The following is a 12,959-nucleotide window of genomic DNA, read 5'->3' on the forward strand; positions in this document are numbered from 1 at the left end:
ACCGAACTGAACCGAACCGCGCCGGCGCCAAGCCGGAGCGATCCACCGACACATCATGACCGAACCGACCCGCGCCCCAGCCGCCGATACGCCTGCCGCCGACGAGAACAAGATCATCGCGGAGCGGCGCGAGAAACTGCAGGCCCTGCGCCAGCAAGGCGTGGCCTTCCCCAACGACTTCCGCCCGACGCATCAGGCCGCCGCGCTCCACGCCGAGCACGGCGAGACCGACCAGGCCACGCTGGAAGCGCAGCCCGTGGAAGTGGCCATCGCCGGCCGGATGATGCTCAAGCGCGTGATGGGCAAGGCCAGCTTTGCGACCGTGCAGGACGGCAGCGGCCAGATCCAGTTCTACGTCACGCGTGACAAGGTGGGCGAAGACGTCTACGCCGCGTTCAAGCACTGGGACCTGGGCGACATCATCAGCGCGCGCGGCGAGCTGTTCCGCACCAACAAGGGTGAGCTGTCGGTGCAGGTGCGCGAACTACGCCTGCTGTCGAAGTCGCTGCGCCCGCTGCCGGACAAGTTCCACGGCCTGGCCGACCAGGAGACCAAGTACCGCCAGCGCTATGTGGACCTGATCGTCTCGCCCGAGACACGCGCCACGTTCCGGGCTCGTACAAACGCCATTTCGTCGCTGCGCCGCCATATGGCCGACGCCGGCTTCATGGAAGTGGAAACGCCGATGCTGCACCCGATTCCGGGCGGTGCGGCGGCCAAGCCTTTCATTACGCACCACAACGCGCTGGACATGCAGATGTTCCTGCGCATCGCGCCCGAGCTGTACCTGAAGCGCCTGGTCGTCGGCGGCTTCGAGCGCGTGTTCGAGATCAATCGTAATTTCCGTAACGAAGGGGTGAGCCCGCGCCACAACCCCGAGTTCACGATGATGGAGTTCTACGCGGCCTACACGGACTACCGCTGGCTGATGGACTTCACCGAGAACCTGATCCGCCAGGCGGCCATCGATGCGCGCGGCAGCGCCACGGTGACCTACCAGGGCCGCGAGTTGGATCTCGCCAAGCCGTTCCATCGCCTGACGATCTGCCAGGCGATCCAGAAGTTCGCGCCCGAGTACACCGACGCGCAACTGACCGATGCCGATTTCCTGCGCACCGAACTGAAGAAATTTGGCGTGAATACGAGCGCGCCGCAGTTCCTGAACGCCGGCCTCGGCACGCTGCAGCTGGTGCTGTTTGAGGAAACGGCCGAGAGCCAACTGTGGGAGCCGACCTTTATCGTCGATTACCCCGTCGAAGTGTCGCCGCTGGCGCGCGCCTCGGACACGTTGCCGGGCATCACCGAGCGTTTCGAGCTGTTCATCACGGGCCGCGAGATCGCTAACGGCTTCTCGGAATTGAACGATGCCGAGGATCAGGCTGACCGCTTCCGCAAGCAGGTGGAGCAGAAGGACGCCGGCGACGAGGAAGCGATGTACTTCGACGCCGACTACATCCGCGCGCTCGAGTACGGCATGCCTCCGACGGGTGGCTGCGGCATCGGCATCGACCGTCTGGTGATGCTGCTGACCGACAGCCCGAACATCCGCGACGTCATCCTGTTCCCGCACCTGCGCCGCGAGGACTGAACCGCAGGTACGCACCCAGACAACCCACCGCATGCGTGGCAGGTGGCAGACCACTGACAAACCCCACACTTTTTCGAGTGTGGGGTTTTTCTTTGTGGCGACCGAAATGCGAACGTCTCTGTACCCGCGGTCTAAGGAATCAGCGATTGTTTCCCTGTGTTCGCTCCTGCTAGGTTGATGGCCGCCCCCAGTTGATAAGGGCGACCTAACCAGGAGCGAGGATGCTATTTATTACGAAGCAAGGGCATGTCGACGCGGAGCGAGTGAGGGTGAAGATTTTCCCGAAGATCGAGCGCGGACCGATGGATACCGTAAATGGGATCGTTGTACACCAGACAAGCGCCCCGGAGTCGTCCCATACATTTAACAGCTATGGCGATGTTGCGGCCAATGGCGCTCACTTCTTGATAGACAAGGACGGCATCATCTATCAAACCGCATCCTTGCGGAGAGTGACGAATCACGTCGGACCACTCCGGTCGCGCTGCATTTTGACCAAACAGTGCTCTCCCATCGAGCTAGACAAGATATCCAAGCTCGGAACTGGTGCGCTACATCGACACGAAGTAAAGAAAAAATGGCCCAACCGATTTCCATCCAATCATGACTCGATAGGCATAGAGCTGGTAGGCATGGCCATCGGACCCAAGAACAAGGAAGTTTACGAGGATGTAACTGCCGCTCAAAACTCTTCATTGGACTGGCTGATCTCAGAGCTCATGGACACCTTTGCGGTGGCGGCGCGGGAAGTCTATCGGCACCCCGATATTTCCTACAAGAACCTGACCGAAGCGAGGACCGCAAAATGGTGAGATCAAGAACTCTTCCCCTCTTGAGATCCGCTGCCTTTGTTTTGCTGTGCATGACGGCCGCGCTTTGCTCAGCCAGAGATGTCAGAAAAGTGGTGATTGAAGAAGTCGGCCAATCGCTACCAGATGGAGATCCGCGGACAGCCGAGCTATGCAAGAGATTCCGGCCAACGGTGACGCAGGTAAAGAACTTCTTTTCCAAGATATACCCTGTCCAGGCGCGCATGGTGCTCCACGACTACTACTCCCCATGTTATGCCACGGGCACCGTCGTGTTCGGGGACAGCAGTACCGGGGCGTGGAGCCTATATTCCGGCGGGACGGCAACACTGGTATGGACGCACGGAGGCGATAAGGTCTACGTCTACTATGGAAAGAACAAATGGTACGACCCCTTCGCATGTACTTACGGGCTTGAGGATGAGGGAAAATGTTAGAGGGAGCGCCCGCTTCCATGAGCCAATTTGTTACTGGAGCGCCTGTAGGACGCACTCCGATAGCGCGACAAACCCATGATTGACAAGGGTTTTCCGCGCTACGAATGCTTACAAAATCGAACGGCAATCGGGGCGCGATTCGGCCACACTTGGGGTATCGACCGGCAAGTCCGGTCACCCGGAGAACAACAAATGCAGCACCCCACTCCCGCTACCGCCCATCCGTCGAATTCGCCCACCCCGCCGCTGCCGCCCCAGCGCCGCCTGCACCCGCTGGTCGGCGCCGCGGCAGTCGCCGTAGTGGTGGCCAGCCTGACCGCGGTGGCGGCCGTGACCGGCGTGTTGCCGCTCACGAAGGCGAACCAGGGGCCAGCCGACTACCCGGCCCCGGTCGCCACCCAGTCCATTACCCCCCCGCCGGGTTCGACCACCCGCCCGCCGGCTTATGACGCCCAACAGGCTCAACAGGCCCAGCAATCCCAACAATCCCAGCAGGCGCGTAACGAGCCGCCCCCGCAGCAGGCTCAGGCCGAGGAGCGTCCCGCCACCCGGCCCAGCCATACGGCTGGCCGCGTCACGGCCGTGAGCGTCGTGGAATCGGAGAAGCCCACCAGCGGCGTGGGCGCGGTCGGCGGCGCCGTGGTGGGCGGCCTGCTCGGCAACCAGATCGGCAGCGGCAACGGCCGGATTCTCGGCACAGTAGCCGGTGCGGCGGCGGGCGGTTACGCCGGCAACGTGGTCGAGAAGCACGTGAACAAGGACAAGGCCTACCGCGTCAGCGTGCAGATGGACGATGGCACGCGCCGTACCTTCACCTACAAGAACCCGCCGGGGGTCGATGTGGGCCAGCGTGTCCACATGGAACGTGGCGTGCTGGTAACGGGGTAAGCGGGGGTAAGCGCTTCCCCTGGGAAAGCGAAACGGCCGCGCTGGTGGATGCCAGCGCGGCCGTTTTTCATCGATCTACGATAGGTGCAGCCTTACGCCGCTTCCTCGATCCACGCAGCCTGGATCGCCTCGAGAATCTTCTCACCCGAGCGCTCGGGCAGGTCGTCGAAGCCGTCCAGTTCAAGGACCCACTGGCGCAGTTGCGTGAAGCGGACCGTCACTGGGTCCACCTCGGGGTACTTGTCGTAGAGCGCCGCGGCGATGTCGAAGGTGTCAGTCCATTTCATCTCAGTGGCCTTCCTTGGCGTGGTTGATCGTGTATTTTGGAATTTCTACGGTCAGATCCGCGTCCGCCACCAGCGCCTGGCAAGACAGGCGCGAGTTCGGCTCCAGGCCCCAGGCCTTGTCGAGCAGGTCTTCTTCCTTTTCCTCGGCGTCTTCCAGCGAATTGAAGCCTTCGCGCACTACCACGTGGCACGTGGTGCAGGCGCAAGACTTCTCGCAGGCGTGCTCGATGTTGATGCCCTGGCTCAGCAGCGCGTCGCAAATGCTGGTGCCCTGGGGTGCCTCGAACACGGCCCCCTCGGGGCACAGTTCCACGTGAGGCAATACGATGATTTGTGCCATGTCTGTCCTGGTATGACTATTCTCAATTCGGTGCGGCTCAGCCGAGCTCCTGCACCTTGCGCCCCGCCAGCGCGCTCTTGATCGAGCGGTCCATGCGGCGTGCGGCAAATTCGTCCGTGCCATGCGACAACCGCTCCACGGCGGTCTTGATCGCGTGGTGGTCGTCGCCTGTTGCAATCTGTCGCACATTGGCCATCAGCACTTCCACGCTCGCGCGCTCCTCGGCGGTCAGCAGGTCGCCGTCCACCTCGAGCGCGCGCGTGGTGGCTTCCACCAGCCGTTCGGCTTCCACGCGCTCCTCGGCCAGCGCGCGGGTCTTCATGTCGTGCTCGGCCTCGCGGAAGCTGTCCTGCAGCATGCGCGCGATGTCGTCGTCAGCCAGGCCGTAGGACGGCTTGACCGAGACTGACGCCTCCACGCCCGAGTGCATCTCGCGCGCGGCCACCGACAGCAGGCCGTCGGCATCCACCTGATAGGTCACGCGGATCCGCGCGGCACCGGCCACCATCGGCGGAATGCCGCGCAGCTCGAAGCGCGCCAGCGAGCGGCAATCGCTCGCCAGTTCGCGCTCGCCCTGAAGCACGTGGATCGCGATCGCGGTCTGGCCGTCCTTGAACGTCGTGAATTCCTGGGCGCGTGCCACGGGAATCGTGCTGTTGCGCGGGATGATCTTCTCGACCAGTCCGCCCATCGTTTCCACGCCCAGCGAGAGCGGAATCACGTCGAGCAGCAGCCAGTCCTCGCCGGGTGCGTGGTTGCCGGCCAGCAGGTTGGCCTGCATGGCGGCGCCGAGGGCCACAACCTTGTCCGGATCGAGGTTGGTCAGCGGCGTCTGGCCGAAGTAGTCGCCCACAGCCTTGCGGATCGACGGCATGCGCGTGGCACCGCCCACCAGCACGACGCCCTTCACGTCCTGCGTCTCGACGCCGGCATCGCGCAGCGCCTTGCGCGCCGGCGCCAGCGTTTTCTGCACCAGATGCTTCGTAATATCGTTGAAAACCGAGGCGGACAGCGGCAGGTGAACGATCTCGCCACTGGCCAGCACCGCGTCGATCACCGTGCTGTCGCTCTCGGACAAGGCTTCCTTGGCGGCACGGGCGCGCACCATCAGCAGCCGGGTGTCTTCGGCGGACAGCGGCTGCAGGCCGGCCTGTTCCACGATCCAGCACAGCAGGCGCTGATCGAAATCGTCACCACCAAGCGCGGAGTCACCGCCGGTGGACATCACTTCGAACACGCCCTTGGTCAGCTTGAGCACGGAGATGTCGAAGGTGCCGCCGCCGAGATCGTAAACCGCGTAAATCCCTTCGGCCGCGTTGTCGAGGCCGTAGGCAATGGCCGCCGCGGTCGGCTCGTTGAGCAGGCGCAGCACCTCCAGGCCGGCCAGTTGGGCCGCGTCCTTGGTGGCCTGGCGCTGGGCGTCATCGAAATAGGCCGGCACCGTGATCACGGCGCCGACGAGATCGTCGCCAAGGGAATCCTCGGCGCGCTGACGCAGCGTCGCCAGGATCTCGGCCGACACCTCCACCGGGCTCTTCACCCCGGCGGCAGTCTTGATCTGCACCATGCCCGGCGCATCGACGAAGTCGTACGGGCTGTGCTCGATATTGGCCACGTCGCGCAGGCCACGGCCCATGAAACGCTTGACGGAGACGATGGTGTTCTTGGGATCGCGCACGGCTTCGTCCTGCGCGCGATAGCCGATGTGGGCCGTACGGTCCGGCAGGTAGCGCACGACCGAGGGCAGCAGCGGACGGCCGCGCTCGTCGGACAACACTTCGGGAATGCTGTTGCGCACGGCAGCCACCAGCGAGTTGGTGGTGCCAAGGTCGATACCGACTGCCAGGCGCCGCTGGTGCGGGGCCGGCGACATGCCGGGTTCGGAAATCTGGAGCAGTGCCATGATGATTCTTCGCGTGTTCTTGTGGGGCGATGTCCGGACTTCGCCGGGGAGGACCGTGCCGGGAGACTGGCGATTCGCCTAGTTTTCCAGCCGGTCGATCGCCTCGCTGGCGTCGTGTTCGATCTTCTCGATAAACATCAATTGCCGCGCCGCAGCGCCGGCTGCCTCATTGCTGCCGGCATCGAGCAGCGCGCCGAGCGCCTCCAGGCGCTCGCGCCGTTCCTGGCGCAGGTCGCGCAGCAGGCCGTCGAGCCGGTCCGTTGCGCGGTCTTCCACCGCTTCCTGCAGCGCCTCGCGCCATTCCATCTGCTGCATCAGGAAGGCCGGGGCCATGGCGGTATTGTTCTCCGCCTGGATGTCCACGCCGCGCAGCGTGAGCAGGTAGATGGCGCGTTTCAGCGGCTGGCGCAGCGTGCGATAGGCTTCGTTGGCGTGCGCGGCCCATTGCATCGCCACGCGCCGCTCGGCATCGCCGGCGTTGGCAAAGCGGTCCGGATGGGCCTGAGACTGCACGGTGCGGTAGGCCTCATCGAGTGATGCCTGATCCACATCGAAGCGCACCGGCAAGCCGAACAGCGAGAAAAAATCGTCTTTCAAAACCTTCCCCAACAAAAAGGAGCGGCCACGCCGCCCCCCTTTCGCACTTCATTGCACTTCAGCGCACTTCAGCACGTCGCCGGATATCAGACCCGGAACGACTCGCCGCAGCCGCACTCGTCCTTGACGTTCGGGTTGTTGAAGCGGAAACCCTCGTTCAACCCTTCGCGTGCGAAGTCCAGTTCAGTGCCGTCAATGTACGGCAGACTTTTCGGGTCGACGATCACCTTGAGGCCCCGCGTCTCGAAGACCTGGTCCTCGGGTAGCACTTCGTCCACGTATTCAAGCTTGTAAGCCAGGCCGGAGCAGCCGGTGGTCTTCACACCCACGCGCAGGCCCACGCCCTTGCCGCGGCGTTCCAGGTAGCGGGCGACGTGCTTCGCCGCCTTTTCGGTCATTGTGATCATCGTTGCCTTGCTGTCAGACACCGCGTCCGGCCAATGCGCCGGGCGCGGCAGTTTCCAACGAAAAAGCCAGTCCGCCGATCAGGCAGCCTGCTGCGCGGCGGGAACGCCGTGCTTCTTCTTGTAGTCGTCGACCGCCGCCTTGATGGCGTCCTCGGCCAGGATCGAGCAGTGGATCTTCACCGGCGGCAGCGCCAGTTCCTCGGCGATGTGCGTGTTCTTGATCTCAAGGGCCTGGTCGACGGTCTTGCCCTTGACCCATTCGGTCACCAGCGACGACGACGCGATGGCCGAGCCGCAACCGTAGGTCTTGAACTTGGCGTCTTCGATCACGCCCGCCTCATTCACCTTGATCTGCAGCTTCATCACGTCGCCGCAGGCCGGAGCGCCGACCATACCGGTGCCCACCGCGTCGTCGTTCTTGTCGAACGAACCGACGTTGCGCGGATTTTCATAGTGGTCGAGAACCTTGTTGCTGTAAGACATTTTGGCTACCTCTGACGAATCTTGAATGGGGGTCGTTATTGTTTTGGGCGCTGCTCAGTGGGCGGCCCACTGGATCGAGTTCAGGTCGACACCGTCCTTGAACATTTCCCACAGCGGCGACAGGTCGCGCAGCTTGCCGATCTTGTTCTTCAGCAGTTCGATCGTGTAGTCGATCTCCTGCTCGGTGGTGAAGCGGCCCACCGTGAAACGGATGGAGCTGTGCGCCAGTTCGTCGTTGCGGCCCAGGGCGCGCAGTACGTACGACGGCTCCAGCGAGGCCGACGTGCAGGCCGAGCCCGACGACACGGCCACGTCCTTGATCGCCATGATCAGGGACTCGCCTTCCACGAAGTTGAAGCTCACGTTCAGGTTGTGCGGCACGCGGTGTTCCAGCGAGCCGTTCAGGTACACCTCTTCCATGCCCGACAGGCCGCGCCACAGGCGGTCACGCAGCATGCGGATCCGTTCGTTCTCGGTGGCCATTTCCTCGCGGGCCAGGCGGAACGCTTCGCCCATGCCGACGATCTGGTGCGTGGCCAGCGTGCCCGAACGCATGCCGCGCTCGTGACCACCGCCGTGCATTTGCGCCTCAATCCGCACACGCGGCTTGCGACGTACATACAGCGCGCCCACGCCCTTCGGGCCGTAGGTCTTGTGGGCCGAGAACGACATCAGGTCGCACTTCAGCGTGTTCAGGTCGATGGTGACCTTGCCGGTGGCCTGGGCCGCATCGCAATGGAAGATGATGCCCTTGGCGCGGCAAATTTCGCCGATCTGCGCCACGTCCTGGATCACGCCGATCTCGTTGTTCACCAGCATCACCGACACCAGGATCGTATCCGGGCGAATCGCCTGCTGGAACACGTCCATGTCGATCAGGCCGTCGTCCTTGACGTCGAGGTAGGTCACCTCGAAGCCTTGGCGTTCGAGCTCGCGGGTGGTGTCCAGCACCGCCTTGTGCTCGGTCTTCACCGTAATCAGATGCTTGCCCTTGCCCGAGTAGAAGTTCGCGGCACCCTTGATGGCCAGGTTGTTCGACTCGGTTGCGCCCGACGTCCACACGATCTCGCGCGGATCGGCGCCCACCAGCGCGGCCACCTGCTCACGCGCTTCTTCGACCGCGCGCTCGGCTTCCCAGCCATAGGCGTGGCTACGCGAGGCCGGATTGCCGAACTGCTCGCGCAGGTACGGAATCATCTTGTCGGCTACGCGCGGGTCCACCGGCGTCGTGGCCGAATAATCCATGTAGATGGGGAAATGTGGGGTGCTCATCGTTATGACTGCCTTATAGGGACCGCTAATCGCTTACTGTCTACCGATAGTTTAAACCAACTATCTGAAATCTGCTCAGGACTGCGCGAGGCTGAACACCGAGTTCACCACGCGGGGGCGCGCCGGCTTTTCCTGCTTCTCGGCCTTGCTGCGCGTCACCGGCACGGACTGTGCGGCGTCTTCGCGCATGTCGTGCAGCACCGCCGGCTGGCGGGCGCGCTGTTGGTCAACGAGGTTCTTCAGGGAGACGGAGTCGAGGTACTCGACCATCTTCTGGTTCAGCGTGGCCCACAGCTCGTGGGTCATGCATCGCCCGGATCCATCATCTCCGTTACAATTACCCTTCCCGCCGCACTGCGTGGCGTCCAGTGGCTCGTCCACGGCGATGATGATGTCCGCCACGGTGACGTCCTCGGCCTTGCGGGCGAGGCTGTAGCCACCCCCCGGACCGCGCACGCTTTCCACGATCTCGTGCCGGCGCAGCTTGCCAAACAGCTGCTCCAGGTAGGACAGAGAGATTTTCTGGCGCTGGCTGATGCCAGCGAGCGTGACGGGCCCCTGATCCTGGCGCATGGCCAAGTCGATCATGGCGGTTACCGCAAAACGGCCTTTGGTGGTCAGTCTCATGATGCTCGGGGAGAAGGAAATACTTGATCGTTTCGCTCAAGTATAAATTTATCCGACCAAATCAGTCAAGTACCCCTGCTGCAGTGCACGGTATCCGGCACGACGCTTTTCAGGCCGCATCGCCCGACGCGGGCGCCGCCACGGGCACCGCGCGCGGCGGAATCAGCAGCGACATCGGGTGCCGCACAATGCGCCTGCGCACCGCCGCACTGAGTTCGCGCCGATCCACGCGAGGCAGGTTGCGCGACCGCATCGCCATATAGAAGGCCAGCGCAAAGCTGACTGCCACGTTCAACACCCCCATCAGCGCGATACCGGCCACGGCCAGCCAGAGCGACGGCATGCGCAGTGCATCCATGCCGAGCACGCCGATGGCCGTGCCCACGGAACCGGTGGAAAGCGTCACATGGCGCACTTCCATATGCGGTCCAAAGAAGCTCAGGATCTCCGGCCCGAGCCCAAGCAGGAAGCCCAGCGACACATTGCCCGCGATGCCCGACAGATTGCGCTTCCAGAAATCCGCCAGCTTCATCGCCCCGCCCTGCCCCAGCACGTAGCGCAGCCGGCGGTGGTAGGCCATCACGTCGTGCACGCGGTGCAGCGCGAACCAGTTGTCCGCCCAGCCGGCGATCAGGCTCGACAGCCACAGCAGCACGCCGGTGAACGCGGCGTAGAGCGGCGTGGGGCCGAGAATCGAGAACGATTCGATCGTGGCAATGGCCTTGGCCGGCGTGATCAGGTTGGCGCCGAGCAGCCTTCCGGCCAGCCACTGCACCAGCAGTGCCACCGGGAACACCACGGCCAGGTTGCCGAAAATCGCCGCCGCGTTCGAGCGGATCATCGCGATGGTGTCGTCGACGAAGGCCTCGCGCCCCTCTGGCCGCCCTACGCCATCGAGCCGGTGCGCCAGCGCCGGGCCGGTCATCGCCGGCTGCTTGGTGGCCAGCGTGAAATGCGCGAAATGGATCGCCAGGAAGCTGCCGGCATAGTTCAGCGAGGCCAGCAGGCCCTCCAGGAACTTGTCCAGATGCAGGCCGTAGATCAGAAATTTCAGATAAACCGTGACCACCGTGACCAGCCCGCCGCCGGCCGCCGCGCGCAGCAGCTCGCCGTACTCCTTACGGTCCCGCGTGATGTAGTGCTCGCCGGTCTCGGCGGACCGCTCCACCACCTTGCGCGCCAGTTGCGCGAACGATGAGCCGGCCAGATGCGCGATGCTGCGCCGGGCCTGCGTGGAGCGGATCAGCTCGGCCATCAGGTGCGCGTGGCGGCTGTGGCGGCCTGGGTCCACCCAGGCGTTGAGCAGCAGGTCGATCCGCGCCAGGCGGACCTTCATGCGCTCGATCTGGAACACCACCTCGACGGAGACGCCGTTCTCCTCGAGATCGGCATAGACATGCTGCGCGGCGGCCAGGCAGCCATCGAGCAGCGCGCGGAAATAGTTGAGCCGATGGCCGAAGACCTCGTTGTCATGGGCCAGCCCCTCTTCGCACAACGCCGCGATGGCCATGTCGAGCCGGAAAAATGGCGTGTCCTGCACGCGGCCGGGCAGACGCGAACGAATTGACTGGCTCAGGCCGGTGGCGCGCACCTGACTGGCGAGCACCTGGATGCTTGCGGCCAGCGTGTCCTCGAGCTGGATGCGATCGTCCCCGGCGCCCGATTGCAGCGCTGACGCGATGCGCTCGATCAGGTCGGCATCGAGTCCATCGACCCAATCCGCATCAGCCTCATCGGCAAAGACCAGCGCGAACAGGCCGGCCATGTCGTTGCGGTTGGGCGGCGGCGGCAGGAAGCGCGCCTGGAGCCGATCGACCATCTCGCCCCAGAAACCGGGGTGGGAGGCCACGCCGGTATCGCAGAACAGCGAGGTGGGATCGTTGTCACGGACGATCGAGCGGATGGTGCGCGCGAAGCGATCCGCCCAATCGGGGTGCCGCGCCAGCACCTGGAGCAGGTAACGCAGCCGCACGTGGGCGGGATAGCTGCGCGCCGGGGCGTTGGCCTGATCGGGGTGGGTATCCGGATCGGGATCGACGGCCAGGCTGCCGTCGCGCCGGAGCCAGTAGCCCAGCTCGACGAGCCAGGCGTTGCGGTCCGCGAGCAAGGCGTCGGGATTGGCCGAGGCCAGGATGGCGTCGAGCTGCAAGCTCGCATTGCGTGACTCGCGCCACTTGCGCCATTTGCGGAACAGGGAAAAAACCATGGATATCTCTGGAGGGCCGGCAACGTGCCGGCCTGGGGCTGCGGGGCTTGGCGGGGACCTCAGCGGGTGAGCGCCAACCGTTCGCGCAGCATGGCTACCACACCGTCGCAGGCGTCTTCGACGTAGTCGAGCACGGTTTCGAAGCCATCGCCCTCGCCGTAATAGGGATCGGGCACTTCCTCGGCAGGGTGCCGGGTGGCAAAGCTCATCAGCAGCCGGAGCTTGTCCGGGCTGACTTCGGGATGCAGTGTGCGTAGCGTGGACATATTGGCGTGGTCCATCGCCAGCACAAGGTCAAAGCGCTGGAAGTCCGCCACCCCCACCTTGCGCGCCCGCAGCGCGGACAGGTCATACCCGCGCTGCAGCGCGTAGCGCTGGCTGCGGGCATCGGGCGGGCGCCCGAGGTGATAGTCGTGGGTACCGGCGGAATCCAGTTCGACCTGCTCCGCAAGACCCGCGGCGATCAACTTGGCGCGCAGCACGCCTTCCGCCGTCGGCGAACGGCAGATATTGCCCATGCAGCACATCAGGATGGCGAATTTTTTCATCGGCATGATTTTACTTTGCCGATGATGTCGGCACTATGCCAACTGCACCGCCAGCTCCCGCCCTCTCTCCCAGCCGGCCGCTTCCGCCTCTTCCGGTGTCTTGAAGTGGTCCGTCGGTGGCGCGGTTTCCACCAGCGTGCCGGCCGCGCGGATATTGGTGCCGGGGCGGCAGACGCGCACCGTGTATTCCCACTCGATCGACGAACGGGGTTTCACCTGCACCTGGATCTCGTGCGTCTCGAAAACCCTCTTTTTCCATTCACTGCTATAGGCCATGTCTTGTCTCCTGTGCTGCCGGCGACCCTTGGCCCGGGTCAGTTCACCTCGCCGGCATCGATTGTGCGCATGGCGGCGGCTTCGGCCAATGCCAGGGCCGCCTCCGGGGTGGCCGCCGCGCCGGTCTCCGATTCGAATGTCGGACCGCTGACCTCGCCGAACGCGTCGGCGATCGTCACAACGCCCGAAAACCCGCCTCCGGCATGCGGAATTGCCCGCGCCACCACCGCGTAACCACCGTATTCGAACTGTGTCACCATGGCGCGCTCCTCGTTGTTGACCGGCTCCGTC

General features: G+C 64.1%; 15 protein-coding genes. 3 read left to right on the plus strand and 12 right to left on the minus strand.

What is annotated here, in order from left to right:
* Positions 1-55: 55 nt before the first annotated feature.
* The 3 genes from lysS (at position 56) to AB4Z27_RS01770 (ending at position 3,722) form a co-directional block, all read left to right on the plus strand.
* A complete protein-coding gene (gene lysS, locus AB4Z27_RS01760; protein ID WP_092292589.1) occupies positions 56-1,588 on the plus strand; it encodes a lysine--tRNA ligase in 1,533 nt (510 codons plus the stop codon).
* A 221-nt stretch (positions 1,589-1,809) separates the two neighbouring features.
* Complete coding sequence (locus tag AB4Z27_RS01765; RefSeq protein ID WP_441643828.1) at positions 1,810-2,400, plus strand: peptidoglycan recognition protein family protein; 591 nt, start codon at positions 1,810-1,812, stop codon at positions 2,398-2,400.
* 626 nt (positions 2,401-3,026) lie between these two features.
* The gene (locus tag AB4Z27_RS01770) at positions 3,027-3,722 is read left to right on the plus strand and encodes a glycine zipper 2TM domain-containing protein (RefSeq protein WP_441592046.1); all 696 of its coding nucleotides are present in this window, start codon (positions 3,027-3,029) and stop codon (positions 3,720-3,722) included.
* 92 nt (positions 3,723-3,814) lie between these two features.
* Here AB4Z27_RS01770 and iscX read toward each other — a convergent pair whose 3' ends face one another.
* The 12 genes from iscX to AB4Z27_RS01830 form a co-directional block, all read right to left on the minus strand.
* Positions 3,815-4,009, minus strand: a complete 195-nt coding sequence (iscX, locus tag AB4Z27_RS01775) for a Fe-S cluster assembly protein IscX (protein WP_092292583.1) — start codon at positions 4,007-4,009, stop codon at positions 3,815-3,817.
* A 1-nt stretch (position 4,010) separates the two neighbouring features.
* Positions 4,011-4,349 carry an ISC system 2Fe-2S type ferredoxin gene (gene fdx / locus AB4Z27_RS01780; protein WP_092292581.1) on the minus strand — a complete coding sequence of 113 codons (339 nt, stop codon included), beginning with the start codon at positions 4,347-4,349 and terminating at the stop codon, positions 4,011-4,013.
* A 37-nt stretch (positions 4,350-4,386) separates the two neighbouring features.
* Positions 4,387-6,252 (minus strand): Fe-S protein assembly chaperone HscA, encoded by a 1,866-nt coding sequence (hscA, locus tag AB4Z27_RS01785; RefSeq protein ID WP_092292579.1) that lies wholly within the window; start codon positions 6,250-6,252, stop codon positions 4,387-4,389.
* A 78-nt stretch (positions 6,253-6,330) separates the two neighbouring features.
* Positions 6,331-6,849 (minus strand): Fe-S protein assembly co-chaperone HscB, encoded by a 519-nt coding sequence (gene hscB, locus AB4Z27_RS01790; protein ID WP_092292577.1) that lies wholly within the window; start codon positions 6,847-6,849, stop codon positions 6,331-6,333.
* Between the two features lie 86 nt (positions 6,850-6,935).
* Positions 6,936-7,256 (minus strand): iron-sulfur cluster assembly protein IscA, encoded by a 321-nt coding sequence (iscA, locus tag AB4Z27_RS01795; RefSeq protein ID WP_092292575.1) that lies wholly within the window; start codon positions 7,254-7,256, stop codon positions 6,936-6,938.
* Between the two features lie 78 nt (positions 7,257-7,334).
* Positions 7,335-7,739: a Fe-S cluster assembly scaffold IscU gene (gene iscU, locus AB4Z27_RS01800; RefSeq protein WP_092292573.1), complete on the minus strand. Its 405-nt coding sequence runs from the start codon at positions 7,737-7,739 to the stop codon at positions 7,335-7,337.
* Between the two features lie 54 nt (positions 7,740-7,793).
* Positions 7,794-9,017, minus strand: coding sequence for an IscS subfamily cysteine desulfurase (locus AB4Z27_RS01805; protein ID WP_304441456.1), 1,224 nt, complete (start codon positions 9,015-9,017; stop codon positions 7,794-7,796).
* A 69-nt stretch (positions 9,018-9,086) separates the two neighbouring features.
* Positions 9,087-9,638 (minus strand): Fe-S cluster assembly transcriptional regulator IscR, encoded by a 552-nt coding sequence (iscR, locus tag AB4Z27_RS01810; protein ID WP_092292569.1) that lies wholly within the window; start codon positions 9,636-9,638, stop codon positions 9,087-9,089.
* Positions 9,639-9,747: 109 nt separating this feature from the next.
* Entirely contained in the window at positions 9,748-11,844 is a 2,097-nt protein-coding gene (locus AB4Z27_RS01815) for a site-specific recombinase (protein WP_441643829.1), read from the minus strand.
* 59 nt (positions 11,845-11,903) lie between these two features.
* On the minus strand, positions 11,904-12,392 hold the full coding sequence (locus AB4Z27_RS01820; RefSeq protein ID WP_441643861.1) for a low molecular weight protein-tyrosine-phosphatase: 489 nt from the start codon (positions 12,390-12,392) through the stop codon (positions 11,904-11,906).
* Between the two features lie 33 nt (positions 12,393-12,425).
* Positions 12,426-12,668 carry a hypothetical protein gene (locus AB4Z27_RS01825; protein WP_092292567.1) on the minus strand — a complete coding sequence of 81 codons (243 nt, stop codon included), beginning with the start codon at positions 12,666-12,668 and terminating at the stop codon, positions 12,426-12,428.
* Between the two features lie 38 nt (positions 12,669-12,706).
* Entirely contained in the window at positions 12,707-12,928 is a 222-nt protein-coding gene (locus AB4Z27_RS01830; protein ID WP_092292565.1) for a hypothetical protein, read from the minus strand.
* Positions 12,929-12,959: the final 31 nt, after the last annotated feature.

The organism is Cupriavidus sp. KB_39, assembly GCF_052114485.1.
GTDB lineage: Bacteria > Pseudomonadota > Gammaproteobacteria > Burkholderiales > Burkholderiaceae > Cupriavidus.

Excerpts from the sequence above, each read along its gene's own strand:
- lysS (WP_092292589.1), top strand. The coding sequence starts at position 56 with ATGACCGAACCGACCCGCGCCCCAGCCGCCGATACGCCTGCCGCCGAC.
- AB4Z27_RS01765 (WP_441643828.1), top strand. The coding sequence starts at position 1,810 with ATGCTATTTATTACGAAGCAAGGGCATGTCGACGCGGAGCGAGTGAGG.
- AB4Z27_RS01770 (WP_441592046.1), top strand. The coding sequence starts at position 3,027 with ATGCAGCACCCCACTCCCGCTACCGCCCATCCGTCGAATTCGCCCACC.
- iscX (WP_092292583.1), bottom strand. The coding sequence starts at position 4,009 with ATGAAATGGACTGACACCTTCGACATCGCCGCGGCGCTCTACGACAAG.
- fdx (WP_092292581.1), bottom strand. The coding sequence starts at position 4,349 with ATGGCACAAATCATCGTATTGCCTCACGTGGAACTGTGCCCCGAGGGG.
- hscA (WP_092292579.1), bottom strand. The coding sequence starts at position 6,252 with ATGGCACTGCTCCAGATTTCCGAACCCGGCATGTCGCCGGCCCCGCAC.
- iscA (WP_092292575.1), bottom strand. The coding sequence starts at position 7,256 with ATGATCACAATGACCGAAAAGGCGGCGAAGCACGTCGCCCGCTACCTG.
- iscU (WP_092292573.1), bottom strand. The coding sequence starts at position 7,739 with ATGTCTTACAGCAACAAGGTTCTCGACCACTATGAAAATCCGCGCAAC.
- iscR (WP_092292569.1), bottom strand. The coding sequence starts at position 9,638 with ATGAGACTGACCACCAAAGGCCGTTTTGCGGTAACCGCCATGATCGAC.
- AB4Z27_RS01815 (WP_441643829.1), bottom strand. The coding sequence starts at position 11,844 with ATGGTTTTTTCCCTGTTCCGCAAATGGCGCAAGTGGCGCGAGTCACGC.
- AB4Z27_RS01820 (WP_441643861.1), bottom strand. The coding sequence starts at position 12,392 with ATGAAAAAATTCGCCATCCTGATGTGCTGCATGGGCAATATCTGCCGT.
- AB4Z27_RS01825 (WP_092292567.1), bottom strand. The coding sequence starts at position 12,668 with ATGGCCTATAGCAGTGAATGGAAAAAGAGGGTTTTCGAGACGCACGAG.
- AB4Z27_RS01830 (WP_092292565.1), bottom strand. The coding sequence starts at position 12,928 with ATGGTGACACAGTTCGAATACGGTGGTTACGCGGTGGTGGCGCGGGCA.